The sequence below is a fragment of the Streptomyces catenulae genome (genome assembly GCF_000718015.1).
GTDB classification, from domain to species: Bacteria; Actinomycetota; Actinomycetes; order Streptomycetales; family Streptomycetaceae; genus Streptomyces; species Streptomyces catenulae.
This window is the reverse complement of record NZ_JODY01000014.1, coordinates 88,087-114,071: the sequence shown is the minus strand read 5'-3', so window position 1 is coordinate 114,071 and position 25,985 is coordinate 88,087. Positions and strand designations below refer to the sequence as shown.

Sequence of the window (25,985 nt, the reverse complement as noted above, 5' to 3'; positions counted from 1 at the left end):
TGTATAAGAGACAGGGGAGGGGGAGGTGGGACGGGGTTCAGCCATGGATGCCTCCACATGAGCGGCGCAGGTTCGGATCGCGGGAAGGGGGGCGGCAACGGGGCATGCCGGATCAGCGCTCAGGCGCTGGCGGAGACGCGCGGTCCGGGGCGGCGGTGTCCGCTCCCGGAGCCGCCGGTCCGAGGGGTCACCCCGTCGGCTGCGCGGGCTTCCGGCCCCATACGGAGACGGCGTGCATGCCGAGGTCCGTGAAGTCCGGACGGTCGATCAACGAGAGCGCCGCGTCCATCTCGTCGGCGAGGGGGGGAGCCGTTCCGGGCCTGGAAGTCGCGGAGCTGGGCGAACGACAGACGCCAGAACGCGTCCGCGGGGCCACCGGCACCGATCATCACCGGCTGCGCCCGCATACCGCCCAAGGTGAAGCCGCCGTCGGTCACCAGGGTCGGCAACCGTCGGCCCAGCCGGAGATCGCTGCCCTGGGAGGTCCCGAGGGTCTGCTCGGCGGCGCGCAGTCCCCGACGCATCACCGGGTGGGGCGCGGCGTCGACGGGTCCCAGGTCGAGGTCCTCGACCAGGAGGAGGCCGCCGGGCCGCAGCCACTCGGCCATGGTGGTCAGCACCCGTGCGGGGTCGGCGAGATGGCACAGGACCATCCGGGCGTGGATCACCTCGAAGGAACCGGCGGGGAAGCCGTCCCGGGTCACGTCGTGGCGCAGGACGGTGAGCCGCTCCTCGGCCGTGAGCTCCTCGAAGAAGCGGGTGTCGATGTCGGTCGCGGTGACGTCACCGCCGGGGCAGAGCCGGGCCAGCATCCGGGCCACCGACCCGGAGCCCGCGCCGACTTCCAGACAGCGGGCCGTGGCGGGTATCCCTGCCTGACGTAAGCAGTGCGCGGTGAACGGGTCCCACAGATCCTCCAGTGCGCGCAGCCGCCCCTGCTCACCGGCCCGCTGGTGGCCGAAGGCCCCGGCTGCGTAGTCGGGCGCCGCCTCGGGGCCGGGGTGGTGCCGGGTCAGGGGATTGAGCGGGGTCAACGAGGGGCCTCCCGGGTCGAGTGTCGAAGGTGCCGGCCGCAGCCGTGCGGTACGGGCCGCGCCGAGGGCGGTCGGCCCTGGCGGACTGCGGGCCTGCCGTGTCCCGTGGGCACGGCGCGGCGCCTCTTGAGGTGAGGGACACCGGACCCGACCGCCTGCCGGGCCCCGCGGCCTCGCCGTCGAGACCGCGCACCCACCTTCAAGATCCAAGTTTCGCGATCATCCCCTGCTGAGAGCCGCGTAAACAGGGCGTCGCGGCGCCGACCGTGTCACCGTCCCGGCCCGCGGGAGGTACCAAGGTGCCGACCCGGCAAAGAGCCCCGGAGAGTTGAGGGGTCAACGCGCCCGCGAAGGACGGAAGTTGACGCACGCCGCGGAGGGCTGTCACATCGCCTGTCGTCGCGGACGCGCGAATGTTCCGCCCGCGCATTCTCGCCGAAGGCGCGGGCGGCTCACCTGGGTGAGGATGCGGGTCAGACGCGGACGCCGAACATGAACGGTCCGCCGATGGTCTCCATCGACTCGTACCGCACGACCGTGCCGGTGCGCGGGGCGTGGAGGATCTGGCCGTTGCCCGCGTAGAGGCCGACGTGGTGCAGATCGTTGAAGAAGAAGACCAGGTCACCGACCTGGAGTTGGCTGCGCGTGAGACGGGTGCCGATGCCCGCCTGCTCCTCGGAGGTGCGCGGGAGGTGGACATCGGCCTGGGTGTAGGCCCAGGAGGTCAGGCCCGAGCAGTCGTAGGAGGCGAGGCCGGTGCCGCCGCGGAAGTACGGCTTGCCGATCTGGCCCTGGGCGGCGGCGAACGCGGCGGCGGCGCGACCGGAGGCGGAGGTGTCGTTGCCGAGTTCCACCCGCTCGGTGGCGGTGCGGCTGGCCCGCTTCTGCTCGTCGACGAGGGCCGACTTCTCCTTGGCGGTCAGGGTGTTGAGGAGTTTCTGCGCCGCGGCGAGCTTGCTCTGGACCTCCTGCTTCTTCTTGCCCAGCTCGGAGCGGGTGGCAGCGAGGTCCTTGAGTCTCTCGGTGGCCTTGGCGCGGGCCTGGACGATGTCCCGCTGCTTGTCCTGGATCCTCTTCAGGGCGGCAACTTGCTGCCCGCTCATCTGGCCCAGTCTGGACGCCTTGTCCAGGAAGTCGTCCGGGGCGGAGGAGAGGAAGAGCTGGACCGAGGCGTCGATACCTCCGGAGCGGTACTGCGCACTGGCCAGTGAACCGAGGCCGTTACGCATCGCGTTCAGCTCCTGCTGGCTGCGGGCGACGCTGTCCTGGATCAAGGAAAGGTCCTTCTGCAGCCGCTGCCGCTCCTCGTCGGCCCCGTTGTACTTCTCGGTGGCCTGCTCCGCCTGCTCGTAGAGCTTGTCGACCTCCGACTTGACCTCGTCCTTGCCGGGCTTCTGACCGGGGGCGGCGTTGGCGGCCTGTGAGCTGAGCGCCATGGCGGCCGCTGCTGCGGTGGTCAGGACGGTGATACGCGTTCGGCTGGGGTGCTTGGGCCGACGATGGGACGCCACAGGGCGAACTCCTTGTTCCTTCAACCGCCCGCCAACTCATCGACGGGCGGGGCCTTCCGCTGCCACTCCGTCTGAGTGAGCACTGAACGGGGGGTTGGCGCCTGACCCTAGTGAAATTCTTACGATTAGATCAATTGTTTGGAGGGAAAGTCCTCTTTTTTGGGGTCCGTTGGGGAGGGAACGGCCGCCCGCTGCCGCCTGGAGCGACCTGATGCCGTGGTGCGCCCCCCCGTCACACGGAGCGCGCGACGGTCCGGGAGAAGGCGGGGCGGGCACCTGGCCCCGGAGGCGTACGAGGCCAGGTGGTCGTACGGGGCCCGTCAGGCTTCGGGCGCGGGCGCACCCTCGGTGGCATCGGCACGACGGCGGCGGCGTCCGGCCGCACAGCGCAGGGCCCGCCACAACCGCCCGGCCCGCAGCGGTCGGCGACCAGGACGTTCGGCAACCCGGGCCGATACGGGGGAGGTTGGCGCGGGAGCGGCAGGGCTGGTCGAGGACGCCGGTGTGGCCTGCGGGGGTACGGGTGCGACGGGCCCAGTCCGTGGGGCCGGGCGGCCGTCGTGCTGCGGCTGAGCGGGATTCACGGGCGGGGAGTGCGGGCGGGCGGGATCGCGGGTGGCCTCGGCGCGGACGAGGGCGGCGAGGGCGGCGAAGATGTCGGCGGGCATGCCGGAACTCCTGCGGTGCTGAGGGCGTGGACGCGGAAGCGGCAGGCCGCGGGCACCCCTCGGGCCGCCCGTTCACAAGGAGGGCGGGGCAGGAGGGGTGGGCGCGACCGGGCCCGCTCAGCAGCGCAGTACGGTCACCCGGACGGCCGTTCCGGCGTCGACGACCGGCAGCACGGCCCAGGGAACGGCGGGCCCGGACGTGGCCGCGGACACCGCCACGGACGTCTCCCGTACCGCCTTGCCGTTCGGCCCCGTAGGAGCCTGCGGCCGCAAATGGCAGGCCGTGGTGTGGCGCAGCCGCCGGAAGCCGTTGCCGGGGTGGCGGGTGTCGCTCTCCGCCTGCACCCGCACATCGGCCTCGGGGGCGCAGGTCCGGTCCACCGGCTCGGTGGCGGACGCCCCGGCGGCGGAGCACGTCGTGGGCGCGGGCGGTACGGCATCGGAATAGGCGCTGGTCAGCGCCGTGAACAGCAAGGTCAGCAGTGCCAGAAGCACCAGCTTGCGGTGGCGGCCGGTGCTGACGCTGTCCCGCATGAAGGTCTCCCCACGCTCTTCCGTGGAAGGCATCCCCGGGGAGGGATCGGGGCATTCGGGAGCCATCGGAATAGTCGGCTATTCCACTCGCTCCGGTTATGTATCGCATGTCTGAACGCAAGGGGATGCGGCCGGAGTTGAACAGGCCGTGGCAGGGGCGCGCAGCGGAAGCACACCTCACGGACGCACAGCCGGGACCGCTCCGTCGGCCCCTGCGCCGTCTGTACGGCGGGGAGGCGGTCCGCGCGTCAGCCGGACTCGCGGGCGCGGGTGTAGTGGCGCGAGAAGCTCGCCAACGGTTCGTCCTCCGCGTTCCACGGCCAGGGCGTCGCCACGCCGCCGGTGGCGCGCAGCACGGTCGCCGCGTCGCCCGGCCGTGTGGCCTTGATCAGCGCGTAGGCCAGCAGGTTCAGATCGGCGAGCGCCTGTGCGTGGTGGAGGAATCCAGGGCCCGGCCAGTGATGGGCCGCGTGGTCGAGCACGGCGACGGCGTCCGGGCGGCGCCACAGCTCCCCGGCGCCGAGCGCGGTCACCCCGCCCGGAGCCATGGCGCGCTGATGGTTGCGGACGAGCGCGGTCAGCTCCAGACCGGCCGCGGGGGCGTCCGGCGGCATCACACGGACGCTGTCGAGCAGGTCCAGCACATGGCTGCTGGAGCCGCACTCGTCGGGCGAGAGATACCCCAGAGCCTGGAGGTGGGCCTCCCGGTTCCACGGATCACGGGCCTTGATCTCGCGCCAGACCGCCGACAGCTCGGCGGACGGGCGGCGCTCCAGACGCAGCGCCGCCAGGTACACCGTCCAGGGCGTGGGGTCGGCGGGCAGCAGCTCGGCGGCGAGGCGGCAGGACTCCCGGGTCGCGCCGAGGTCGATCGGAGCACCCTCCTGCTCCGCCTGGAGCAGATCCGACCAGGCGTGCAGCAGTACGGCGGACTGGTTGCCCGGGTGGTGCTCCCGCCAGATGCGGGGCAGGGTCCGCCCCGCGGCTCCCGCGAGCACCCTCAGCCGGTGCGCCTTGCGGTCCCAGTCCTCCCCGGCGTCGTCCAGGACGTCGGTCATCAAGGCCATGACGGGGGTGTCGAGGGAGCCGCGGTCCCAGCACGCCTCGACGCGCCGCCGAACCTGTCCCAGCGCGGTGTCGTCGAGTTCGGGCAGCAGACGGGGGTGACTGCCTTTGCGGCGCTTGAATACGGGCATTTCCGCGATGGCCTTCCCGAGGAGATACGGGCGGGACGAAGTTCCGGCATCGTACGGGCGGGAGCTGGACGCGCAACCGGCAGCCCGCCATCCGAGACGCGACTGGTACCCAGGCACGTACGGGGATCAGCGGAATGACGGCGAATGGGGTGCTGTTCGGGCATTGATGCCGTTATTTGCGTTTTGACGGTAGCGCTCCTGTTCGTCCCGTTCGGCCGGGCTGACGCCGCCCGCCCGCCCGGACATGATCGAGCGGGTCGTGTCCGCCGGGGAGCGGTGCGGTCGCTGGCCCCCGGCCGTCTCGCGCTGCCGGTCGCACCGGACGCGCTCCGCGTGGCCCGGACGGGCACGGGGGAGAGCCGGGCCGACGTGGTCGTCTCCGGCACCGGGTACGGCACCCTCGCCAGGCCGCTGCCTGGCGGCGGGGCGGTGACGGTCGGCCAGAGCTACGCGGGCGCCGCCCACCTCGACCGCCAGGCCCGGTGGCGGATCGCCCGGACCACCGCCGCCGCCACCGGCTGCGCGGCGCTCGTCGGCTGGCTCGTCCTGGGGCGGGTGCTGCGGCCGGTCCGCCGACTGGCCGACACCACCCGGCGGATCACCACCACACAGGACCTCGCCACACCGCTGCCACCCGCCGGATCCGACGAGATCGGCCAACTGACCCGCAGCTTCGCCCACATGCTCACCGCGCTGCGCCGCTCCCGCCCAGCAGCAACTCGTCCAGGACGCCGAACACGAACCGCGCACCCCGCTCACCTCGGTACGGGCAGCGCCGAACTGCTCCAACGGGCGCGCGGTCGGCTCGCCCCCGAGGACGAGGAGCAGATCCCCACCACCCTGGTCACCGAGACCACCGCCCTCGACGACCTGCTCCGCGAACTCGTCGACCTGACCACCGACCGCTACACGGAGGAGGAGCCCGAGGCCGTCGCCCTGGCCGTCACCGCGGAGGACGGCACGCACCGCCTCCGCTTGCGGACCGGGCGCACCGTGCATGTCATCGAGGACGCCACCGACTGGCCGATCCCCGTGTACCACGGCGAACGGCGGCGGCGCCGAGGTCGGCTTCACCCTTCCCCCGTACGACCGGAACGGCCCGAACCATCCGACGGCACGGCGGCGTTACCGGAAGATCCCGTGGGTCGTCCCTTCACGCCTCTACTGACGGTTTCAGATTGAGATCTTGGTTTGGCTTCTCGGCTGAGAGGGTGCTCAGTGGTGCGAAGGAACCGGTTGCTTTGTTCGCGCGTTCGCTCGGCAGGCCCTTGAAGGAGGAACCTTGTCGAGTTCGAGCTACCCGCCGGTGTGGGCGGTGGGGCGCGGGGCGGCCTGGTACCGCGGGGATTGCCATGTCCACTCCGTCCGCTCGGATGGTGGAGAACTCACTCCGGAAGAGTTGGCACTCCAAGCCCGCGCTGCCGGACTCGACTTCATCGCGACGACAGAGCACCGAGCCGCTGCGGAACCCGGTGTATGGGGGCATCTGGCTGCCGATGACTTCTTGATCGTTCTCGGTGAGGAAGTGACCACGAAGACCGGGCACTGGCTCGCGCTCGGCATCAACCCTGGCGAGGTCGTCGACTGGAGCCACCAGGTCAGGGACGGTCTGATCGGTCAGTGCCTGGACCAGGTCCATCAAGCAGGGGGCCTGTGCGTGGCCGCGCACCCGCATGCGCCCTACCCGTCGGGCGACTTCATGTTTCCCTTCCGGGGCTTTGACGCGGTGGAGGTGTGGAACGGACTGTGGGCTTCGGACCGGCCCTGGAACGCCGACAACGAGGCCGCGCTGGCGGAGTGGGGGCGAAGCCTCGCGGCCGACATCCACATGGGCTCGTGGCGGCCGGCGATGGGCAACAGCGACACCCATCTGGAGGGACAGATCGGCATCCCTCACACCGTGGTCTTCGCCGAGGAACTGAGCACCGATGCCGTCCTGGCCGGAATCCGTGCGGGCCGCAGCTGGATCGCAGAGTCGACGGACACCGACGTGTCGTTCACCGCCCGTGCCGAGGGTCGCATTGCCGGGGTGGGAGAACGGCTCGCGGCTCATGGTGGACGCGTCGAAGTGCAGGCAGCAGTACGAGGTGTGCCGGTGGGGACCGTCAGCTTCCACACCGATCGAGGGAAAGCTCACCGGGCGTCCCTCCCCGGTGACGGGGCGGGCGTGGTGCAGTGGGACACGACAGCGGAGGACTCGGCATTCGTCCGCATCGAGGTCCGCCATCCCCACGGGCACTTCGCGGCACTCACCAACCCGATCATCCTCACCTGACCACTCGCCTCACCGCGCCGTCCGCAGACGACGGAGGCAGATGAGGCTGCAGGCCAGTTCGACCAAGCCCTGATGGAGGCTGACGCGTCGAGGACCGTCGGACACAACGCCCGCAGCACAACGTGCCCTTCAGTAGTCAGTTACGCCGCGCGAACAGAATCGCTTGCGATGCTTTCTCCTCAGGGGCCAGCAGCAGCTGGGCCTCGACCTCGAATCCAGCATTGCGCAACCAGGCGGCCACCTGGGTCGGCTGACGACGGTGGACATGAACCTTCATCGGACGACCGCCGTAGCCCTCGGTCTTCAGTCGCGATTCGGTGCCGACGTGAAACAGAAGCTGCAGCGGTGCACCCGGCCGCAGCACCCGATGGAATTGCCCGATCACGGACGGTACCTCCGCGTCGGGGATGTGGATCAACGACTGCCAGGCCAGCAATCCGGCCACCGAGGCGGCGGGGAGGTCCAGTTCCGTCATCGAGCCCACCTCGAACCGCAGGCGGGGATGATCGCGCCGGGCCACGGCGACCCTCCCCGGAGAGAGGTCGATACCAAAGGCATCGACGCCGAGCGTGTTCAGGTGAGCGGTGACATGTCCGGGGCCGCAGCCGATGTCCGCCACCAGCCCGCCGCCCGCTGCACGCACACTGTCCGCGAACAACGCCAGGGCCCCGCGCAGGTACTGCAGCCGGGCGATGGAGTCACGCACATAGTCGGCGTAGCCAACCGCCACCGTGTCGTAGGAGGTTCGGGTGTCGACCAACCAGTCATCCGTCCACATGGCCGACACGCTAGTCCGTGGGAGCTACTCGACCTGGCCGGCAGCGCGTTCTGCCTCCGTAGCCCGCGTGCCCTCATTCTGAAGTGGTCAGTTGGGCCGAGGCCCCCGCCCGGGCCACGACCCGTCGGAAGCACCCCGGCCCCGGGACCGACACCGGCCGCTCTCCCCGGCCCCCGCCGACCTCCCTGGTGCTCAGCCGGTGAAGAGCTTCGTCGCCTTGCTGACCAGTTCGTACAGTCCGTAGGCGAGTGGTAGGGCCACCCAGAGCCAGGTGGTGACGGTGAGGGCGTGGCGGGGGGAGGGGGTGGGCGTGTGCTCGGGGTCAGGTGGGGCGCCGGGGGTCGGGTGTGTCATCGGCCGCTTCCTTCGGTGTGGGGTGGTGGGTGGTGTGCGGCTCGGGCTCGTGGTGGCGCGGGTGGACGGGGCGGACCAGTTCGTTCGCCACGAAGCCCACCACGAGCAGGCCGATCATGATGTCGAGCGACAGGCCGTAGAGCCCGGCCCCCGAGTGGCCCGCCGCCTTCTGGGAGTCGGCGACCCGGTTGACGATCAGCGGGCCCAGGACACCGGCGGTCGACCAGGCCGTCAGCAGCCGACCGTGGATGGCGCCGACCTGGTACGTGCCGAACAGGTCCTTCAGATACGCCGGGACCGTCGCGAAGCCGCCCCCGTAGAAGGAGAGGATCACCAGCGCGCAGCAGACGAACAGCGGCTTCGAGGCGCCCCCGGTCTGCCGGATCACCAGGTACATCAGCGCGCCGACGCCCAGGTAGACGCGGTAGACGTTCTTGCGACCGATCACGTCCGAGGCGGACGACCACAGCAGTCGGCCCGCCATGTTCGCGAGCGACAGCAGCGCGACGAAGCCCGCGGCGGCCGAGGCGCCGACCGACGCCGAGGTGCCCGCGAAGAAGTCCGTGATCATGGGAGCGGCCTTCTCCAGGATGCCGATCCCGGCCGTCACGTTCATGCACAGCACCACCCACAGACACCAGAACTGCGGCGTCCGTACCGCGGAACGGGCCGACACCTGCGCCGTGGTGACCAAGGGCGCCCGCTCCTGCCGCGTCGGCTCCCACCCGGCGGGCCGCCAGCCCTCCGGCGGCACCCGGACGAGCAGCACCCCCAGGGCCATGAACCCGGCGTACGCCACGCCGTGCACGAGAAACGCCGCCGCGATCCCCCGGCTGCTCTCCCCGAAGGACTCCAGCATCTGCGCCGACCAGGGCGAGGCGATCAGCGCACCGCCGCCGAAGCCCATGATGGCGATGCCGGTGGCCATCCCGGGGCGGTCGGGGAACCACTTGATCAGGGTGGAGACGGGGGAGATGTAGCCGATGCCGAGCCCGATACCGCCGACGAAGCCGTAGCCGAACACGACCAGCCAGAACTGTTCGGTGTACGCGCCCAGCGCGGCGAGCAGGAACCCCGAGGAGAAGCAGCCCGACGACACGGCCATCGCCCAGCGTGGCCCCCGCCGTTCGACGAGCGTCCCGCCGAACGCCGCCGACAGCCCGAGCATCACGATCCCGAGCTGGAACGGCAGCGCGCTCGCCGTCCCCGACAGCCCGAGCGACGATTCGAGCGACGGCTTGAAGACGCTCCACGCGTACGCCTGCCCGATCGACAGATGAACCGAGAGCGCCGCGGGCGGCACCAACCACCGGCTCCAGCCTGGTGGAGCGAGGGTGCGGGAACGGGCGAAGAATCCGGGCGGCGTCATGCCCGGCACCCTACGAAGGCCGCACGCCGTTGAACAGGGACCGGAAGAGCGCACGGCAGACGGCGTCCCCGGGCCCGCGCTAGGGGGACGTCACCAGGACCGGCAGCTCCGCCAATCCCCGGACAAGTCGGGTCCTGCGCCAGGTGAGTTGCTCGGCCGGTACCGCGAGCCGGATGGCGGGGAACCGGGTGAGCAGGCTCCGGAGCGCGATGTCCGCCTCCGCGAGGGCGAGGGGCGCCCCGACGCACCGGTGGATCCCGTGCCCGAAGCCCAGATGACCGGCGGCGCTCCGGTCGAGATCCAGCGCGTCCGGGTCCGGCCAGCGCGCCGGGTCACGGTTGGCGGCGCCGATGGCGACCAGTACCGGTTCGCCCGCGGGGATGGGGGTGCCGCCGAGCGTGACGGCTTCGGTGGTGAACCGGAACGTCGCGGTGGCGACGGGCGAGTCGTACCGCAGCAACTCGTCGAGCGACGGGGCGATCTCGGCGGGGTGCCGACGGAGCCGCTGAAGCTCCGCGGGGTGGCGGAGCAGGGCCAGAACGGCGTTCCCCAGGAAGTTGGCCGTCGTCTCGTGCCCGGCGACCAGGAGCAGTACGCCCAGCGAGACCAACTCTTCCTCGGAGAGCCGGTCGGCCCCGTCACGCGCCGAGATGAGACGGTCGAGCAGCGCGTTCCCCGGCCGCGAGCGCTTGGCGGCGATCAGCCCCGTCATGTACTCGGCCAGGGAGTGGGAGGCGGCGTCGATGGTGTCGGGCGCCCCGGAGGCGAACAGCTCACCGGACCACCGCCGGACCTCCGCACGGTCCCGCTCCGGAACCCCCAGCAGCTCGCAGATCACGATGACGGGCAGCGGCACCGCCAACTCCGCGACGAGATCGACCGGACCCGCGCCCGACCACCGGTCCAGCAGCGCATCGACGGTCCCGGCGATGAACGGCCGCAGCTCCTCCACCGCCCGCGTGGTGAACGAACCCGTCACCAACCTGCGCAGACGGGCGTGTTCCGGCGGATCGGTGGCCAGCATGGTGCGCGCGACCGCCGGATGGAGCCGCCGCCGCGACTCCTTGTCCGCGAAGAACGCCGCCGTGTCCTTCGAGAGCCGCGGATCGGCGAGAGCCTCCCGGGCTTCCTCGAACCCGGTCACCAGATAGCTGCCACGCCCACCCGAGCCGGTCGGCACCCGCTGCACCGGGCACGACGCCCGCAGCGCCGCGTAGGCAGGGTAGGGGTCGCCGAGGAAGGTGGGATCTGTCATCGGATGGTCGCTCATGCCACCAGGTTCTCAACCGACTTGACCGGGACGGTGCCGCCGACGCGCACGGGGCGCAGGTCTGCTTGGCGCAGGGCGTCCACCGCAACCGCGGCCCCGCCACCTACATGGTCATGTCCTGAGCCGCGCCCGCCCGCGCAGCACGGCTCGGCCTTGTTCTTCTTCGCAGGAACCGACCGCCGTTCACCGCGCCAGGAGCTCGGCGAGTTCCCGCGGGCGGGCGGCGAACGGGCTGTGGCTGCCCGGCAGGCGGTGGACGGTGAACGGCTCGCCCGGCATGGCCCGGTCGGCCTCCGCGATCATCAGGTCCTGCACGGCGGTCGGCAGCGCCCGGTCCTCCGCGCAGCGCAGGAAGGTGCGCGGGATACGGCCCCACCGCGCCGCGGTGAGCGTGACCGGGGTCGCCGGGAGGGCCAGCGGCAGATCGGGGCTGAGCGCGGAGCGCCAGCGGTCGAAGCGGTCGGCGGGCGTGTCGTGGTAGTGGGTCTGCCGCAGCTCCTCGACGTAGGCGGGGTCCGGCGAGAGCGGATCGATCCGTACGGCGCCCAGCGCCCCGGGATCGCCGAGGGGGAGGCCCTGCCCCCGTGCGGTGGCGTTCTCGGGGGTGTCGAGGTAGTCGAAGAACCGGGGGCGACCGGCGGGGACGAACGCGGAGAGGTACACGATGCGGTCGACCAAATCGGGCGCGCGCTCCGCGGCCAGCGACGCGGGGCCGCCACCGGCGCTGTGGGCGACCAGCACGACCCGGCCGTAGCGGCGGACCCGGCGCAGCGTGTCCAGGACGGCGTCGGCGCAGTCGTCCATCGTCACATCGGCGAGCGGCGACCTCTCGGTCCGCAGCCCGGGTCGGCCGGGTAGCAGATAACCGCTGGGCAGGGGGGCGCCGAAGCCGTGCCCGGGGAGGTCGACGGCCACGCTCGCGGCACCGAGACCGACGAGTGCGCGCTGCGTCGCCGCCCACTGCCACGAGCCGTGCCAGGCGCCGTGGACGAGTACGAAGACGGTGGTGTTCAGGCCGGAGCCGGGGGAGGGCGTCATGGGTCCCATCCCAGTCGGCGACAGCGGATCCATCCAGTGGAAGATATGGCACTCTGGGTAGCGATACTTTGTGGGTATGAAGGGGGCGGGCCATGGAGGCGCGGCATCTGCGGTACGCGCTCGCCCTCGCCGAGCACGGGCACTTCGGCCGGGCGGCCCGCGCGCTGGGCATCGCGCAGCCCCCGCTGTCCAAGCAGATCGCCGACCTGGAACGCGAGACCGGGGCCCGGCTGTTCGACCGTACGCGCCAGGGCGTGCTCCCGACCGCCGCCGGTGAGGCGTTCCTCGCCCGGGCGCGGCGGGCGCTGGCGGAGATGGCGGCGGCCACGGTCGACGCGGGGCGGGCGGCGCGCGGTGAGACGGGCCGGTTGCGCCTGGGCTTCGTCGCCTCCGCGCTGCTCGACCCGCTGCCGGACGTCCTGGGCAGGTTCGGCCGTGAGCGGCCCGATGTCCGCCTGGAACTGCACGAGATGGCGTCCGGCCGCAGCACCGCCGCCCTCGTCGCCGGGGATCTGGACGTGGCCGTCACGCTCGGACCGCCGCGGGGCGCCGGGGCCGAGCACCTGGTGTCCGTCCCGATCGGGCACGACCATCTGATCGCCGTCGTCGGCAGCGCGCACCCCTACGCCGGGCAGGCGTCGGTGAGCGTGGCCCAGTTGCGGCGGCAACCGCTGGTGGTGGCCGCCGGGGAGGACGAGCCCGCGGTCGCCGCCGGGCTGCGGACCCTGTTCGGCGAGGACAGTGCCGCGCTGGACGGGGCGACCGCCGCCAGGGATGTGCACACGATCATCGGCCTGGCCGCCTGCGGCGTCGGCGTGGGCCTCGGGCCCTCCCGCATGCTGTCGGTCCCGCGCCCGGGCGTCCGCTTCTGCGGGGTGACCCCGCGTACGGCACTACCCGACCTGGTCCTCTCCTTCGCCGACCGGGACCGCTCCCCGGCGCTGGGCGCCTTCCTCGACACCGTGCGCGGGAACTGCCCCGACGTCGGCGCCGCGCTCGACCTGCGGTTGGCCCGGGGATGAGCACGGGATCCGGCTCCGTCGGGCGGCCCCGCCGGGGTCCGGCCGCACCCTCCGGTGGTGCCTGCGTGGCCGGGCTGCGGCGGGACGCCTCGCGCCGCAACCCGTGAGCGAGCACCACCGGAGACGGGACGGGCACTCAGGACACGGTGCAGACCAGGTCCTCGGCCGGGAGCCGACCGGTGGTCAGGTAGCGGACGGCAGGCGCGTCCGCGCAGGAATGGGTCACGCCGAGCACGCCGTGCCCTTCGCCGTCGGTGACGGTGACCATGCGGGAGCCGTGCAGGGCGCGCCGCATGCCCTGGCCCATGGCCAGTGGTGTCTGCGGGTCCCACCGGTTCTGCAGGATCAGGGCGGGGACGTCGTTGTTCACCACCGTGGTGGGTTCGCCGCCCGCCGGTTTCCAGAAGGCGCACGGCTGGATGTGGGAACCGGCGTCGCCGAACAGCGGGTAGCGGGCCCCGTTGCGGATCGCGTCGCGCCGGTACTGTTCCGGGTCGCTCGGCCAGCGGGCGTCACCGCAGAAGATGGCCCACGCGGCGACGGCGGTGTTGTCCGCCGGGACACCGTGCGGGAGGGGCTGCGGGTCGGACGGCGGGGTCGCGGCGGTCGGCGAAGCGGGCGCGGGCGGGCCTCCCGCGGCGGCGCGCCGCAACGCGGCGATCCAGGGGGTGGCCGTCTCGACGTGGACGAACGCGTCGTACCCCAGACGCAGTTCGCTGCCGGTCAGGGGCGCCCCGTCGGTCGGGATCGGCGTGTGGTCGGCGTGTTCGACCAGGTCCCAGAAGGCCGCGCGGACCGCGGCGGGCGTGGCCCCCAGGTGGTGGACGGAGTCGCGTGCGGCGGCCCACTCGGTCCATCGGGTGAAGGCGGACTCGGCGCCCTTCGCCCACCCTTGGAACGTCCCCCGCCAGACCTCCGTAGGGTCGACCGCGCTGTCGAGCACCATGCGGTCGCTGCGCCGGGGGAACAGCTGCGCGTAGACGGCGCCGAGGTAGGTCCCGTAGGAGTAGCCGAGGTAGGAGATCTTCCGCTCGCCGAGTGCGGCGCGGATGAGGTCCAGGTCGCGGGCGGTGTTGCGGGTGGTCATGTGGGCCAGTACCTCCCCCTCCGCCGTCCGGCACTTGTCGGCCACGGTGCGGGCGCGTGCCACGTCCGTGGCGAAGGCGCCGTCCGAGTAGGGGTGTTCCCAGTTCTGTTCGTCCTCGGTCAGACCGCAGCCGAGCGGGGAGCTCCGCCCGACGCCCCTGGGGTCGAACCCGATCAGGTCGAACTGCTCACGGACCTGGGGCGGCAGCAGCGGTCCGACGGATTCGGGCATGTCCAGTCCGGCGCCGCCGGGCCCGCCGGGGTTGAGCAGCAGGACGCCGTGCCGCTTCTTCCGGTCGCTCGCCTCGATCCGGGATATCGCCAGGTCGATCGTCCGGCCGCCGGGGTCGCCGTAGTCCAGCGGCACCTTGAGCGTGGCGCACCGGAAGGCGGCGGGGCGGTCCGAGTCGCAGCGCCGCCAGTGGAGTTTCTGCGGCGGGTACGGGCGCAACTGGGCACCGGCTGCGGGGCCTGGCGCGGCGTGGGCCGGGACACAGACCGCTCCCGAGAGCACGGCGGTCACGGCGCCGAAGGCCAGAAGGAAGGTCGCACAGCTGTTTCGGGGAACCATGTCAGTCCTTTACGGAGGGGGAGAAGCGCCGGGTGACCGGCGGTCGGGGCGGCAGGGTGCCTGTCACCGGACGGGCCGGTCGGCTCGTGGTGCGTGCCCGCGCGCCGACGTGGCGCCGGACGCCCGTGGCCGGGCGCGGAGGCCGATCGCCGGGGCAGTCCAGGCCCGGGGCGATGTGCCGTCATGAAGCGGCGCAGGCCGGTCCGGTCGCTCGTTGCTGCGAGGTGTTCCGGGGCACCGCCGCCCCGGGGCTGCTGGGTACAGGGCCTGCCGTATCGGCCCGGTGGCGGGGTTCAGCCGAGGCCGACGTGCTGGTGGACACAGTGGGCCCACTGCCCGACCTCGTGGAACCGGTAGCAGTCCTGCGTCCGGTGCGCGAACCACACGGCGCCGAGCGCGACCACGACGGACACCACGATCGCCACGACCGAGGTCACCAGGCCGCTGACGGCCTGACCACGGCCGACGCCGGTGCGCCCGGCCGTCCGCAACGCCACGATCCCGAGGACCAGCCCCGGGACGCCGAGCAGGCCGCCCACGACGACGGTGGAGGTCAACAGGGCCGTCAACCCCGTCGCCAGCGCGGCCACGGCCGCCCTGTTCCCGCCGCCCTCGACCCCGTGCACACCGCGAGCAGCCGGGTGCGCCGCGTCGGGCCGCCGCGCCGCCGCGCACCTGCCCGGAGCGCGAACCGTGTCCTGCGTTTCCATCTGCCGTCCTTCCTCGAACCGTTGGCGTCACGATCATGCGAGGCAGAAGGCACAGCGGTCATCACGGCATCGAGGGAAATCCGTCTCCCCCGATCGAGGGAGGAGGCCGCCCTCAGCTGCGGCGATACTGACGCTCATGATTCGGGCTTTCCGGCCGCTCCTACGCGGCTCCACATACACGGGTGCGCTCTTCGCCTGCGGCGGCGCCCTGGTGAGCCTCCCGCTGCTGCCGCTCGCGCTCGCACCGGTGCTGGCGGGGAGCGTCCGCCCCGAGACGGTCGCGGCGGCGTCGGCCCTGGCGCTCTGGGCGGTGCTGACCGGCGCCCTCGGGCTGGCCCACCCGGTGCGGCGGGTGCTGATCATGGGCGCCCGCCGACTGCTGCGGGTGCCGCTGCCCGATCCGCTGACGGCCCCGTCGGGCGCCGACCGCCTGCGTACCCCCCTGTGGCTGGTGCTCCACGCGGCACTGGGATGGTCGGCCCTCCTGTTGACCGGCATGCTCACGACCGCGGGCCTGATCCTGCCGGGCAACTGGCTCGGCGCCCAGGGCGGGATCACCGCGTTCGGCTGGTCGGCCCGGCTGACCGGGGGCTGGGGCAGCTGGGCCGCCGCGCTCGGCTGCCTCCTGCTCGCGGCCACCGTATGCGTGGCCGTGACAGCCGTCCTGCGCCGACTGGCACCAGCGCTGCTCGGCCCCTCGGCGTCGGAGCGACTCGCGCTGGCCGCCGAGCGGGAACGGCGGCTGGCCGAACGCAACCAACTGGCGCGCGAACTCCACGACTCGATCGGACACGCCCTGACCGCCACCACCATCCAGGCCGCCGTCGCGGGCGAGGTGCTCGCCACCGACCCGGTGGCGGCCCGAGCCGCCCTGCGCAGCATCGAGGACTCCTCCCGGGGCGCGCTGGAGGACCTCGACTACGTCCTCGGCGTCCTGCGCGACCAGGCGGCGGACACCGCACCGACCCGTACCCTCGCCGACCTGCCCGAACTGCTGGAGCGGCTGCGGCACGCGGGCGCCGTGCTGGAACCCCACCTGCCCGACGGACTGACCCGCATCCGGGGAACGCTCTCCCGGGCCGCGTACCGCATCGTCCAGGAGGCCCTGACGAACGCGCTGCGCCACGGAGCGGACGGCCCGATCCGGATCCGCGTGACCACCACCCCCGACCTGCTGGAACTCAGCGTCGTCAACCCGACGGGGGAGCGCACCGGCACCGGCCCGGCGGCCTTCCCGACCTCCGGGCGCGGCCTGGCGGGTCTGGCCGAACGGGTGCACCTGCTGCACGGCCGGTTCGAGGCCGGTCCGGACGGAGCCCGGCAGTGGCGGCTGACGGTCCGGCTCCCCCTACGGTTGCCCGCATGATCCACCCCGACCCCGCCGAGCCCGTCACCGTACTGATCGCCGACGACGACCCGGTGACCCGCACCGGCCTGCGCACCCTGCTCGCCGCGCAGCCCGGAATCGTCGTCCTCGGCGAGGCCGCCGACGGCATCGAGGTGCTCGAACAGGCCCGCACCCTGCGACCGGACGTGGTCCTCATGGACGTGCGGATGCCCCGCCGCAACGGCATCGACGCCACCCGGCACCTGCTCGCCGAGTCGGCGGACCCACCCCGGATCGTGGTGATCACCACCTTCGAGAACGACGACTACGTCACCGCCGCACTCGGCGCGGGCGCCAGCGGCTTCGTCCTCAAACGCCGCCCGATCCCCCAGATCGCCGAAGCGATCCGGGTGGCGGCGGCCGGTGAGGCGATCCTCTTCCCCAGAGAACTGCGCCGGATGGTCACCGCCCGCCCCCTGGACAGCACCCGGGCCCTCCCCAGGGCGGCACTGACCGGACGGGAAGAAGAGGTGCTGCGCCTGATGGCCACCGGTCTGTCCAACCCGGAGATCGCCGCACACCTCTCGGTGACCCTGGAGACGACGAAAACACACGTCGGCAACGTGCTGAGCAAACTGGGCGCCAACAACCGCACCCACGCGGTAGTGATCGCCTACGAATCCGGCCTCGTGGTACCGGGCCTCGTCGGCTGAGACCACCGCACCTGCGCCACGCGGCGGGACGGGACGGAACGCCAACGCACGGGAGGGGAAGCCTCCTCCCAACACGAAGGCGGCTTCCCGCACCCCCGGAGGGGCGGAGAAGCCGCCATGCGTAGCTCGCCGTTCACCGTCCGCCGTCCACCGCCGTTCGTCTCCACGATCCGGCCCTCTGCCGACTGCGCGTGCGAGCCCAACTGAGAGCCGGAACGGTCGGTGACGTCGGCAATGGACGGTGACGTCGGCAAGGTCGGTGACGTCGGCAACGGATGCGGACGTCACCGGTCTCCCGGACTCAGGAGTAGTAGATGACCATGCTGCCGGGGCCGTCGGCCTCGCAGTGGTCGATGGTGACGTGGTGCCCCACCGCCCTGTCCAGTTCCTGCTGGGTCTGGTCGGTGTGGCAGTCCGTCTGGTAGTTGCCCTGCGTTTCCATGGTCTGGAGATCGGCAGCCTGCGCGGCTCCGGCGGTGATGCCGGACAGGGCCAGGAGGCCGGCGGCGACTACTGCGGTGCGCTGGAACTTGCGCATGTCTTCTCTCCTCTGTGCATGTGCGTTGCGTGCACGCTCGACGGCGTGTGAACCACGCTCCGGGAGTCCGTCTCGTCCCCGGACGCCAGCCAGCTTCGAAGATCACGCTGACGTTCCCCTAACAGATGGCTAACCCACCGCCGCACCACCACGCACACCGCCCCGGCACCCCCACCCAGGCCGCACCCACCCGCTGAACTGCGCCGATGGCGCTGTTGAGGAACGCCGTCACCGGCCGGAGCCCACGCCGTCCGCACCCGGCCCGAAGCCGTGGGCGTGGGCCCAGGCGACGGCCTCCGCGCGGTTGTGGGTGCGGAGCTTGGCGAACAGGTGGTTGACGTGGGTTTTGACGGTGGCTTCCCCCACCAGCAGGCGCCGACCGATGGCGCGGTTCGACAATCCTTGGGCGAGCAGCCGCAGTACGTCGGACTCACGCGGGGTCAGCAGATCCTGCGACGGTTCGACCCGCCGCGGTTCGGTCGGGTGGTCGGCGCCGCGCAGGGCGGCGGCCAGCAGGCGTTCCTGGACGATCGGGTCCAAGGTGGTGTGCCGGGCGAGTGCGGCCTCGATCGCGCGGACGATCTCGGTCTTGCCGGAGTCCTTGGTCAGGTAGGCCCGGGCGCCTGCTTCCAGGGCGTCGAGAATCAGCTGATCGTCCGCCATGGTCGTCAGCACCACGACGGCCACGTCCGGGTGGGCCGCCACGATCCGGCGGGTGGCCTCCACGCCGTCCATCACCGGCATGCTCAGGTCCATCAGCACCGCGTCCGGGTGCGTTTCGGCGACCTGGGCGACAGCCTCCTCGCCGTTCGCGCCCCCGGCGACGACATCGATGCCGGGCATCATGTCCAGCAGGGTCATCAGTCCTTCGCGGATCACCGCCTGGTCGTCGACGACCACCACCCGGATACTCATGCGGGCACCTCCGCCTGCACGCGCCACCCCTCCGGGGTGGGTCCGGCCGTCAGATCGCCGCGGATCAGCAGCAGCCGCTCACGCATGCCGGCCAGACCGTAGCCGCCGTCCGTCCCCGCCACCCGGGGCCGTGGACCGGCCTCGCCGCCACCGGAGTCGGCGGTCCCGGACAGCACGGTCAGCCTCACCCGGTCCTCTCCGTACTCCAACGTGACGGTCACCTCCCGGCCGTGGGCGTGCTTGGCGGCGTTCGCCAGGGACTCCTGGGCGACTCTCAGAAACGCCAGCCCGACCTCCGGTTCGAGCGTGCGCGGGGTGCCGACCGGGGTGAAGGTCGCGGGCGCGCCGGAGGCGATGCGGTGGTCGTGGACCAGCGCGGTGAGGGCCTCCGGCAGGGGCGGGGTGTCCGCACGCAGGACCGCGATCGCGCGGCGGGTTTCGGTCAGCCCGTCGACGGCGATCCGGCGGGCGTTGCGGACCCGCTCGACCGCCTCCTCGGTACGCGGCGGATCCGCGGTGAGCAGCGAGTCGGTCACGTCCAACTGGACCGCCAGGGCGCCCAGCGACTGCGCCAGGACGTCGTGGATCTCCCGGGCGATCCGGGTCCGCTCGGCCAGCGCCGCGGCCCGCTGCTTCTCCTCCTGCGCGCGCCGGGTCTGCAGCAACAGTTCCTCGGCCTGCGCGTGCTGAGTCCCGATGCTGCGCCGGGTCGCGCCCGCGAGCTGACAGGCCAGCAGGGCGGCGATCCAGGCGGCGACCTCCGCCCATGCCTGCCCGGGAAAACCGGCCACGATCCCGCCGATCGCCAGCGCCAGCACACCGGCGGCCAGCACGCCCGCGCCGACCAGTGTGGACAGGACCGCCCCGGACGACACCATCGCCATCCCGATGACGGCCGTGGCCAGCACGGCCTCGGGTTCGAGGGTGATCAGGAGATTCCCGCTGATCATCGTGACGCCCAGGATCGGCACCGCCCACGCGTCGGGCACCGGATCTCCGGCCCGGAGTCCGGCCACGCACCACAGCGCCCAGGAGCCGCACATCAGCGCCACCAGCACATAGGTGGTGGTGGACCAGACCAGCCCGTCCGTGAACGGCAGGCCGATCAGCACCAGAGCCAGCCCGAGCACCCGGGGCAGCGCGTGCTGCCAGAGGTCGGGACGCGGCAGGGTCGGTCGCGGTGGCACGGGGGGTGCCGACGACGGCTCGCCTTCTGTGATCACAGCCATGATTTCAGCTTGGCATACACCGTTTCCCCCGCCGTCCGGATCGGAGCCCGCCGCTGGGTGGAGGAGGGTGGAGGTGGGTGGAGGGATCCGCGCTCCACCCTCCTGGGCTCCTGGGCCGACGCCCGGGCTGTGGCACAGATCTGACGCTGTGGGGACAAAAACTCCTCACCTACGGACGGAATCCGTGTCCACTCTGCAGAGCGCTCTCCTCGTCAACGTCGTCGTCCTGCTCACGACCCTGCACGCCGACCTCGGCACCAAGGCGGTGAGCCGCGGACGCCTGCTCCGCCCGCTGATCGTCGCGGTGATCATCGTCCCCGTGTTCGTCCACACCGTCTTCGACAGCGGGATCGGCCTGGCCGTCGAAATCTGCGGCCTCGCGGCCGGCGTGCTGTTCGGGCTGATCGCGGTCAGCCAGGTCCAGGTCTTCCGGGAGCCGGACGGCCGGGTCGTCGCCCGGGCCGGTCGCGGCTACGCGGCGCTGTGGATCGGCCTGATCGCCGCCCGCTCGGTGTTTTCCGTCGGCGCCACCTATTGGTACGGCTCCGAGCTGGGGCGCTTCTTCCTCCGGCACGGCGCCCTGCCCCAGGACATCGCCTCGATCGTCACCAACGGGCTGGTGCTCATGGCGATCGCCGCACTGCTCACCCGCTCGGGAGCGCTGCTGGTGCGCGCCTCCGGGCAGCGCCGGGTCCCGGCCTGAACCGGGGCGCGGAGGCGCAGCAAGACCCGCGCGGCCGGTACCCCGCGAAGCCGTCGGCCCAACAGCCCTCGTTGCAGACGGAGTTTTCGGCCCGCCCCGGCCGGGGGAGCGGCCCGCCTCCGGCAAATCCCGGCCCGACGGGGTCGGACAGAAGAACCGAAGAACAGAAGAACCGAAGAAAGGTGCAACACGTATGAGTACTGGCGACGTCATGGACGAAACCGGCGTCGGAGGGCCCACTCCGGCAGTGCCGCCGGTTGCGGTCCCGGACCGGGCCGAAGGGGGTGCCTCGGGAGAGCGGTTGATCCTCTTCACCGATGCGGTGACCGCGATCTCGATCACTTTGCTGGTCCTACCGCTGGTCGATCTCGTCCCGGAAGCCGCGTCCGCCCACCGGCAGGCCGGCGAGGTGATCACCGGTCACCTCGACCAGATATGGAGCTTCCTGCTCAGTTTCGCGGTCATCGCGAACGTCTGGCGGGAGCACCACCGGGCCTTCTCATCGGTCGTGAAGGTCACCCGCTCCTTGACGGTGTGGAACATGGGGTGGCTGCTCTCCGTTGTCATGCTCCCCCTACCGGCGGAGATGATCGGCGCCTTCGGCCGTAACCGGTTCGTGGCGGGCTTCTACTACGCGACCCTCCTGTTCGGCATGGTGTGCCGGGTGGCGATGCTGCGGATCCTGAAGACCACCCCGGGGCTGCTCGACGAGGACGGTCAGCAACCGGGCGAGCTCCAGGAGTCCTACACCGAGAGCCGACTCAACGTCCTGGCTCTGGTCCTGGCTCTTGTCCTCGCCCTCGCCGTACCGGTACTGCAGTACTACAGCCTGCTACTGCTCTTCCTGCCCAGGTGGGCACTCCTTCGGCGTCGCCGCGCCCGCTGACCCGCAGCCAAGGACCGATCGCGTTCGGGCCTGCTCCCGTGCGGCACCCGGCCCGAGAGCTGGGTGCCGCCTCGCGGCACAGGGGCTGTCCGGGAGGTCACTGCGGGGCGCGGAGGACGAGCAGGGTGATCTCGCTGGGGGCGAAGATGCGGAACGGCGGGCCCCAGAAGCCGGTGCCGCGGCTGGTGTAGAGAAGGGTGCGGGTGCCGTGGCGGCTGAGACCGGCGAGGGCGGGCTGGTCGATGCGGACGAGATGGTGGAAAGGCCAGATCTGGCCACCATGGGTGTGACCGGAGAGCTGGAGGTCGACGCCGCCTTCCGCGGCCCGGTCGACGAACTTGGGCTGGTGGGCCAGGAGGAGGACGGGCAGGTCGGGGTCGGCGCCGTCCAGGGCCCCGGCGAGATGGGCCCGGTGACCGGCCAGGCCGGAGGACTCGGCGGTGACGTCGTCCACACCGGCGACCACCAGGGTGTCGCCGTCGCGTTCGAGCAGCAGATGCCGGTTGCGCAGCGGCTCCCAGCCCAACTCGTCCATCAGGTCGACCCAGCCCTGGGCCTCGCTGTAGTACTCGTGATTGCCGGTGACGTAGACCCGGGCCCGGGTGGCCCGCACGGTGCCGAGCGGAGCGGCCTGGGCGCGGCGGCGTTCCGCCGTACCGTCCGCGATGTCCCCGGTGTGGCAGACCAGGTCGGCGGCGAGGCCATTGACCGTCTCGCAGACCCGCGCCGACCAGCGGGCGCGGTCGAGCGGGCCGTAGTGGGTGTCGGTGATGAGGACGACCCGTGTTCCGTCCAACCCGGCTCCCAGGCGCGGAAGAGGAACGTCGAGGCGGCGCACCCGTGGCACCCGGCGCGCCTCGACGTACCCCCAGGCGAGCAGCACGGCGGCTGTGCCGAGGGTCGCCCAGGTGACGGTCCGAGCCTGGCCCTGGCCGTCGCCGACGCCGGTCACGGCCAGGGCGGGGCGCAGCAGGACGCCGAGCAGAACGGACCAGGTGAACAAGGTCCAGATGATGCCCAGCAGAGTGTCCCCGACGACGGCCGCGCGGTCCTTCTGCCGTCGGCCGTGGCCGCGCACCATCGCGAGCGGCATGCCGATCAGGCCGAGGACGGACAGGGCGGTGCCGACCAGTGTGACGGCGGGTGGCCAGTGCTGACCGGCGTACAGCAGCAGCCAGCAGGGCACGGCCCACAGCAGCACGGGGGCGATCAGGGGGAGGACCTGCATCAGGCGTTGCAGTCCGCTCCGTCGGGTCTCGTGCGCTGCGCTGTCGACGGATCGCGCCTCGCCGGTATCGGTCACGCGTCCCCTCCTTGGACAACCGGAATGCCGTCGCGCGCACTGTATCCGGCTGCCCTCGGACCGGCCGGTCGGGGTGTTCGTACCGCCCGACCCGCGCCGTCCCCTCAGACCTCCCGTTCGTTGTCGCACAGGTGACTGAGGACGCGGCGGGTGCCTGCGACGTCCCAGGCACTCGACGACGGGACGTAGCGACCTCTGCGGCGTGAGAGCCGTGCGCCAGCGCGGTGGGCTCAATTCCCGGCGCGGCCGACGTTCCGTGCAGGTGGTCGTGTTCCGGGACGACCCGCGCCGAACGGCGTCACGTGCCCGCGGACCGGACCCGATGGTCCTCGGAGAGGCGCGGTGCGCCGACAGCGGTGGCGGAGCGGAAGGCGCTCCGGTAGGCGGACGGGGTCGTGTCCAGCGCGGTGCGCAGGTGCTTGCGCAGATTGGTGTCGCTGCCCAGCCCGGCCCTGGCGGCGATGTCGTGAACGGGCAGTTCGGTCGACTCCAGCAGATGGCGTACGTGTGCCAGGCGGGCCGAGGTGAGCCATTCGGCAGGGGAGAGCCCGGTCTCCTGCCGGAAGCGCCTGGTGAAGGTCCGCACGCTCATGTGGCAGTGGGCCGCGAGGTCCTTGAGGGACAGCCGCCGGTCCAGCTGCTCCGCCATCAGCGTCCGTGCCCCGGCCGTCGAGGTGCCCGCGTCCTCCCGGACCGGGTGCTCGATGTACTGCGCCTGCCCTCCCTCTCTCATGGGCGCGACGACGTTGTACCGCGCCACCCGGTTCGCCACGGAACTGCCGTGGTCCTCCCGGACCAGGTGCAGGCACAGGTCGATGGCGGCCGCGCCACCGGCCGACGTCAGGATCCCGCGATCGGCGATGTACAGCGGGCCGGTGTCGAGGACGACTTCCGGGAAGAGCCGCCGGAACTGCTGCGCGTAGCGCCAGTGGGTCGCGGCCCGGCGGTCTTCCAGCAGTCCGGCGGCCGCGAGGACGAACGAGCCGGTGCACAGGGACACCAACCGGGCGCGCCGCCGGACCACACCGCGCAGCGCTTCGGCGACGGAGCCGTCCACCGTACCGGCGTCCAGCACCTCCGGGCAGCGGGTCCCGGCGACGATCACCGTGTCGGCGTGCTCCAGCAGGGACAGGTCGCCCTGGGGCGTGATGCCGTACCCGTTCACCGTCGGTACCGGGGAGCCGTCCGGGGTGAGGGTGCGCACCTCGTAGGCCGCGGTGCCCGCGCGGGTTTCGACGGCGGCCAGCATCTGGGCCGGAATGCTCAGGTCGAAGGCCACCACCGGCGCGAGGGCGAGGACGGCGACATGATGCGGTGTCACAACACTCATGGCCCGATAGTTGCACATAGCGGCCACCGGGCCACTTCTGTGCCGCTGATGACCGGCAGAGACTGAGCTCAGTCCCGCCCGACGGACCGGGCAGCACCCGGCCGAACACCCGGAAGGTGGCCATCCAGCCATGACCGTCCCCGCTGTCGACCCCGAGATCCAGACCCTGCTCGACACCGCCGACACCGGCGTCTTCCCCCTCCACGGCCTGGACGCCGTCCTCGCCGACCCCCGGCGCTACACCCTCCTGCGCGCCCGCCCCGACACCCCCGTCGACGATCAGGTCAAGGTGCGCGACCTCCACATCCCCGGCCCCGCAGGACAACTGCGGCTGCGCGTCTACCGCCCCGACGCCACCGAAGACCTGCCGATGATCCTCTACGTGCACGGCGGCGCCTTCACCTACGGATCCCCCGAGGCCGAAGAGGGACGCTCCCTGCGCTACGCCCGCGATGCCCACGCCGTCGTCGTCTCCGTCGACTACCGCCTCGCCCCCGAACACCCCTACCCGGCCGCAGCCGACGACGCCTACGCCGCCCTGACCTGGATCGCCGACAACCCGGCCGAACTCGGCGGAGACCGCACCCGCATCGCGGTGGCCGGCGGCAGCGCGGGCGGGAACATCGCCGCCTCCACCGTGCTCCGCGCCCGCGACCAGGCGGGCCCGCGCCTGCTCTTCCAGTCCCTGACCTACCCGAGCGTGGACAGCGGCCTCACCAGCACCTCAGCACGGGAGTTCACCGACACCCCGGTCCTCAACCGCGGCGCCATGGAACTGGCCGTGCAGTACTACGCGAAGGACGACCACGCCGACCCTTACGCCTTCCCGATCCGCGCCACCGACCTCAGCGGCCTACCGCCCACCTACATCGCCGTGGCGGAGATCGACCCGCTGCGCGACGAGGGCCGCGACTACGCCGCACGGCTGTCGGCCGCCGGCGTCACCACCGAACTCGTCCAGGTCCCCGGCGCCGTCCACGGCTTCGACCTCCTCTTCCCCCAGGCCCACCTCAGCGAACACAACCTCACCGACCAGGTCCGCACCCTGCGCCAGGCCCTCCACCCCTGACAGGACGTCCCCGCCGACCCACGACGGGAAGGCATACAAGCACCGCAACACCGAATCCCGGAGAGGAAGTACCTGACAAGGGGCGCCGCACCGGACTCACCCGGCAGTAGGGGCCGCCCTCCCCAGCCGCACAGGGCCCGACTCCAACCGTCCCCTGCCGGGGCGCCGTTGACCGTGACCGGTGTCCGCCTCCGGCGGAGCCGCGCCGCCCTCCGGAACTCTGCTGGCTTCCGGTGATGAAGACGCCGCGGGAGTGGCCGACGGGCTCGTCGGTGTCACTGACGCGAAGCCGGGCGAGCTGAGTATTACGGCAGTTGTTACGACACCGAGTGCGGCGGTGCGCACCATGAACGCTCTCTCGTCGTCCGAGTGCAGCCCGAGCGTGAACTGCGGGCGGCGGAACGCCACGGACCCACTTTCCACTGACCTCTGAGCGTGGTTCCTGTCGGCTCTGCCGGGAGATGTTTCGTCTGCTGGTGGTACACGGCCTGCGCGTCTCTGACCAGCAATAATGCTGGGATACGAGGCAAGGGCGGGCGCGTCGGCCCGGAAGGTC

At 72.0% G+C, this 25,985-nt stretch carries 24 protein-coding genes; 8 read left to right on the top strand and 16 right to left on the bottom strand.

Annotated elements, in window-relative coordinates; all coding sequences use genetic code 11:
• Positions 1-119: 119 nt before the first annotated feature.
• The 4 genes from IF23_RS31230 to IF23_RS0114955 all read right to left on the bottom strand — a co-directional run bounded on the left by IF23_RS31230 (position 120) and on the right by IF23_RS0114955 (position 4,943).
• Positions 120-1,034 carry a class I SAM-dependent methyltransferase gene (locus tag IF23_RS31230; protein ID WP_245654986.1) on the bottom strand — a complete coding sequence of 305 codons (915 nt, stop codon included), beginning with the start codon at positions 1,032-1,034 and terminating at the stop codon, positions 120-122.
• Between the two features lie 473 nt (positions 1,035-1,507).
• Positions 1,508-2,545 carry a C40 family peptidase gene (locus tag IF23_RS0114965; RefSeq protein WP_030283769.1) on the bottom strand — a complete coding sequence of 346 codons (1,038 nt, stop codon included), beginning with the start codon at positions 2,543-2,545 and terminating at the stop codon, positions 1,508-1,510.
• Between the two features lie 785 nt (positions 2,546-3,330).
• Positions 3,331-3,747 carry a hypothetical protein gene (locus IF23_RS0114960; RefSeq protein WP_030283767.1) on the bottom strand — a complete coding sequence of 139 codons (417 nt, stop codon included), beginning with the start codon at positions 3,745-3,747 and terminating at the stop codon, positions 3,331-3,333.
• Between the two features lie 248 nt (positions 3,748-3,995).
• Positions 3,996-4,943 carry a hypothetical protein gene (locus tag IF23_RS0114955; protein ID WP_030283766.1) on the bottom strand — a complete coding sequence of 316 codons (948 nt, stop codon included), beginning with the start codon at positions 4,941-4,943 and terminating at the stop codon, positions 3,996-3,998.
• A gap of 276 nt (positions 4,944-5,219) precedes the next feature.
• Here IF23_RS0114955 and IF23_RS32060 point away from each other — a divergent pair, with 276 nt between their 5' ends.
• The gene (locus IF23_RS32060; RefSeq protein WP_030283764.1) at positions 5,220-6,125 is read left to right on the top strand and encodes a HAMP domain-containing protein; all 906 of its coding nucleotides are present in this window, start codon (positions 5,220-5,222) and stop codon (positions 6,123-6,125) included.
• Between the two features lie 100 nt (positions 6,126-6,225).
• On the top strand, positions 6,226-7,218 hold the full coding sequence (locus IF23_RS0114945) for a CehA/McbA family metallohydrolase (protein ID WP_030283762.1): 993 nt from the start codon (positions 6,226-6,228) through the stop codon (positions 7,216-7,218).
• A 136-nt stretch (positions 7,219-7,354) separates the two neighbouring features.
• Here IF23_RS0114945 and IF23_RS0114940 read toward each other — a convergent pair whose 3' ends face one another.
• From IF23_RS0114940 to IF23_RS0114920, 5 genes are all read right to left on the bottom strand, one after another.
• Positions 7,355-7,996 carry a class I SAM-dependent methyltransferase gene (locus IF23_RS0114940; RefSeq protein WP_030283760.1) on the bottom strand — a complete coding sequence of 214 codons (642 nt, stop codon included), beginning with the start codon at positions 7,994-7,996 and terminating at the stop codon, positions 7,355-7,357.
• A gap of 192 nt (positions 7,997-8,188) precedes the next feature.
• On the bottom strand, positions 8,189-8,350 hold the full coding sequence (locus tag IF23_RS34435; RefSeq protein ID WP_169750005.1) for an MFS transporter small subunit: 162 nt from the start codon (positions 8,348-8,350) through the stop codon (positions 8,189-8,191).
• Positions 8,319-9,719 (bottom strand): L-lactate MFS transporter, encoded by a 1,401-nt coding sequence (locus tag IF23_RS0114930; RefSeq protein WP_030283758.1) that lies wholly within the window; start codon positions 9,717-9,719, stop codon positions 8,319-8,321. The genes IF23_RS34435 and IF23_RS0114930 overlap by 32 nt, the downstream gene beginning before the upstream one ends.
• Before the next feature lie 79 nt (positions 9,720-9,798).
• Positions 9,799-10,989: a cytochrome P450 family protein gene (locus IF23_RS0114925; protein ID WP_030283756.1), complete on the bottom strand. Its 1,191-nt coding sequence runs from the start codon at positions 10,987-10,989 to the stop codon at positions 9,799-9,801.
• A 183-nt stretch (positions 10,990-11,172) separates the two neighbouring features.
• A complete protein-coding gene (locus IF23_RS0114920; RefSeq protein ID WP_030283754.1) occupies positions 11,173-12,027 on the bottom strand; it encodes an alpha/beta hydrolase in 855 nt (284 codons plus the stop codon).
• Positions 12,028-12,119: 92 nt separating this feature from the next.
• On the opposite strand from IF23_RS0114920, the gene IF23_RS0114915 reads away from it, so the two are divergent.
• Positions 12,120-13,049, top strand: a complete 930-nt coding sequence (locus IF23_RS0114915; RefSeq protein ID WP_030283752.1) for a LysR family transcriptional regulator — start codon at positions 12,120-12,122, stop codon at positions 13,047-13,049.
• Positions 13,050-13,185: 136 nt separating this feature from the next.
• Here IF23_RS0114915 and IF23_RS0114910 read toward each other — a convergent pair whose 3' ends face one another.
• Both IF23_RS0114910 and IF23_RS31220 read right to left on the bottom strand, forming a co-directional pair.
• A complete protein-coding gene (locus IF23_RS0114910; RefSeq protein WP_030283750.1) occupies positions 13,186-14,706 on the bottom strand; it encodes an alpha/beta hydrolase in 1,521 nt (506 codons plus the stop codon).
• A gap of 293 nt (positions 14,707-14,999) precedes the next feature.
• Positions 15,000-15,416 (bottom strand): DUF4190 domain-containing protein, encoded by a 417-nt coding sequence (locus tag IF23_RS31220; protein ID WP_245654985.1) that lies wholly within the window; start codon positions 15,414-15,416, stop codon positions 15,000-15,002.
• Positions 15,417-15,552: 136 nt separating this feature from the next.
• Here IF23_RS31220 and IF23_RS0114900 point away from each other — a divergent pair, with 136 nt between their 5' ends.
• Together IF23_RS0114900 and IF23_RS0114895 are read left to right on the top strand one after the other, a co-directional pair.
• Entirely contained in the window at positions 15,553-16,782 is a 1,230-nt protein-coding gene (locus IF23_RS0114900; protein WP_030283747.1) for a sensor histidine kinase, read from the top strand.
• Entirely contained in the window at positions 16,779-17,456 is a 678-nt protein-coding gene (locus IF23_RS0114895; protein WP_030283745.1) for a response regulator, read from the top strand. The genes IF23_RS0114900 and IF23_RS0114895 overlap by 4 nt, the downstream gene beginning before the upstream one ends.
• Before the next feature lie 301 nt (positions 17,457-17,757).
• Here the strand turns inward: IF23_RS0114895 and IF23_RS0114890 are convergent, their stop codons facing one another.
• The 3 genes from IF23_RS0114890 to IF23_RS0114880 form a co-directional block, all read right to left on the bottom strand.
• Positions 17,758-17,994, bottom strand: coding sequence for a hypothetical protein (locus IF23_RS0114890; protein WP_030283743.1), 237 nt, complete (start codon positions 17,992-17,994; stop codon positions 17,758-17,760).
• Between the two features lie 228 nt (positions 17,995-18,222).
• Positions 18,223-18,909, bottom strand: coding sequence for a response regulator (locus IF23_RS0114885; protein ID WP_051739581.1), 687 nt, complete (start codon positions 18,907-18,909; stop codon positions 18,223-18,225).
• Positions 18,906-20,138, bottom strand: a complete 1,233-nt coding sequence (locus IF23_RS0114880; RefSeq protein ID WP_078653983.1) for a sensor histidine kinase — start codon at positions 20,136-20,138, stop codon at positions 18,906-18,908. Before IF23_RS0114880 ends, IF23_RS0114885 begins: the two co-directional genes overlap by 4 nt.
• 184 nt (positions 20,139-20,322) lie before the next feature.
• Here IF23_RS0114880 and IF23_RS0114875 point away from each other — a divergent pair, with 184 nt between their 5' ends.
• Together IF23_RS0114875 and IF23_RS0114870 are read left to right on the top strand one after the other, a co-directional pair.
• A complete protein-coding gene (locus IF23_RS0114875; RefSeq protein ID WP_030283738.1) occupies positions 20,323-20,841 on the top strand; it encodes a DUF1453 family protein in 519 nt (172 codons plus the stop codon).
• Positions 20,842-21,034: 193 nt separating this feature from the next.
• Positions 21,035-21,727, top strand: coding sequence for a TMEM175 family protein (locus IF23_RS0114870; RefSeq protein WP_245654984.1), 693 nt, complete (start codon positions 21,035-21,037; stop codon positions 21,725-21,727).
• 97 nt (positions 21,728-21,824) lie between these two features.
• Here IF23_RS0114870 and IF23_RS0114865 read toward each other — a convergent pair whose 3' ends face one another.
• Positions 21,825-23,030, bottom strand: coding sequence for a metallophosphoesterase (locus IF23_RS0114865; protein ID WP_030283734.1), 1,206 nt, complete (start codon positions 23,028-23,030; stop codon positions 21,825-21,827).
• Between the two features lie 298 nt (positions 23,031-23,328).
• Positions 23,329-24,360 carry a GlxA family transcriptional regulator gene (locus tag IF23_RS0114860; protein ID WP_078653989.1) on the bottom strand — a complete coding sequence of 344 codons (1,032 nt, stop codon included), beginning with the start codon at positions 24,358-24,360 and terminating at the stop codon, positions 23,329-23,331.
• 130 nt (positions 24,361-24,490) lie between these two features.
• Here IF23_RS0114860 and IF23_RS0114855 point away from each other — a divergent pair, with 130 nt between their 5' ends.
• Positions 24,491-25,429, top strand: a complete 939-nt coding sequence (locus IF23_RS0114855) for an alpha/beta hydrolase (RefSeq protein ID WP_030283730.1) — start codon at positions 24,491-24,493, stop codon at positions 25,427-25,429.
• Positions 25,430-25,985: the final 556 nt, after the last annotated feature.

Excerpts from the sequence above, each read along its gene's own strand:
- IF23_RS0114860 (WP_078653989.1), bottom strand. The coding sequence starts at position 24,360 with ATGAGTGTTGTGACACCGCATCATGTCGCCGTCCTCGCCCTCGCGCCG.
- IF23_RS31220 (WP_245654985.1), bottom strand. The coding sequence starts at position 15,416 with ATGGAAACGCAGGACACGGTTCGCGCTCCGGGCAGGTGCGCGGCGGCG.
- IF23_RS0114940 (WP_030283760.1), bottom strand. The coding sequence starts at position 7,996 with ATGTGGACGGATGACTGGTTGGTCGACACCCGAACCTCCTACGACACG.
- IF23_RS0114880 (WP_078653983.1), bottom strand. The coding sequence starts at position 20,138 with ATGGCTGTGATCACAGAAGGCGAGCCGTCGTCGGCACCCCCCGTGCCA.
- IF23_RS0114915 (WP_030283752.1), top strand. The coding sequence starts at position 12,120 with ATGGAGGCGCGGCATCTGCGGTACGCGCTCGCCCTCGCCGAGCACGGG.
- IF23_RS0114925 (WP_030283756.1), bottom strand. The coding sequence starts at position 10,989 with ATGAGCGACCATCCGATGACAGATCCCACCTTCCTCGGCGACCCCTAC.
- IF23_RS0114920 (WP_030283754.1), bottom strand. The coding sequence starts at position 12,027 with ATGACGCCCTCCCCCGGCTCCGGCCTGAACACCACCGTCTTCGTACTC.
- IF23_RS0114895 (WP_030283745.1), top strand. The coding sequence starts at position 16,779 with ATGATCCACCCCGACCCCGCCGAGCCCGTCACCGTACTGATCGCCGAC.
- IF23_RS0114955 (WP_030283766.1), bottom strand. The coding sequence starts at position 4,943 with ATGCCCGTATTCAAGCGCCGCAAAGGCAGTCACCCCCGTCTGCTGCCC.
- IF23_RS0114855 (WP_030283730.1), top strand. The coding sequence starts at position 24,491 with ATGACCGTCCCCGCTGTCGACCCCGAGATCCAGACCCTGCTCGACACC.
- IF23_RS0114930 (WP_030283758.1), bottom strand. The coding sequence starts at position 9,719 with ATGACGCCGCCCGGATTCTTCGCCCGTTCCCGCACCCTCGCTCCACCA.
- IF23_RS0114885 (WP_051739581.1), bottom strand. The coding sequence starts at position 18,909 with ATGAGTATCCGGGTGGTGGTCGTCGACGACCAGGCGGTGATCCGCGAA.
- IF23_RS0114960 (WP_030283767.1), bottom strand. The coding sequence starts at position 3,747 with ATGCGGGACAGCGTCAGCACCGGCCGCCACCGCAAGCTGGTGCTTCTG.
- IF23_RS0114870 (WP_245654984.1), top strand. The coding sequence starts at position 21,035 with ATGAGTACTGGCGACGTCATGGACGAAACCGGCGTCGGAGGGCCCACT.
- IF23_RS0114910 (WP_030283750.1), bottom strand. The coding sequence starts at position 14,706 with ATGGTTCCCCGAAACAGCTGTGCGACCTTCCTTCTGGCCTTCGGCGCC.
- IF23_RS0114890 (WP_030283743.1), bottom strand. The coding sequence starts at position 17,994 with ATGCGCAAGTTCCAGCGCACCGCAGTAGTCGCCGCCGGCCTCCTGGCC.
- IF23_RS34435 (WP_169750005.1), bottom strand. The coding sequence starts at position 8,350 with ATGACACACCCGACCCCCGGCGCCCCACCTGACCCCGAGCACACGCCC.
- IF23_RS0114900 (WP_030283747.1), top strand. The coding sequence starts at position 15,553 with ATGATTCGGGCTTTCCGGCCGCTCCTACGCGGCTCCACATACACGGGT.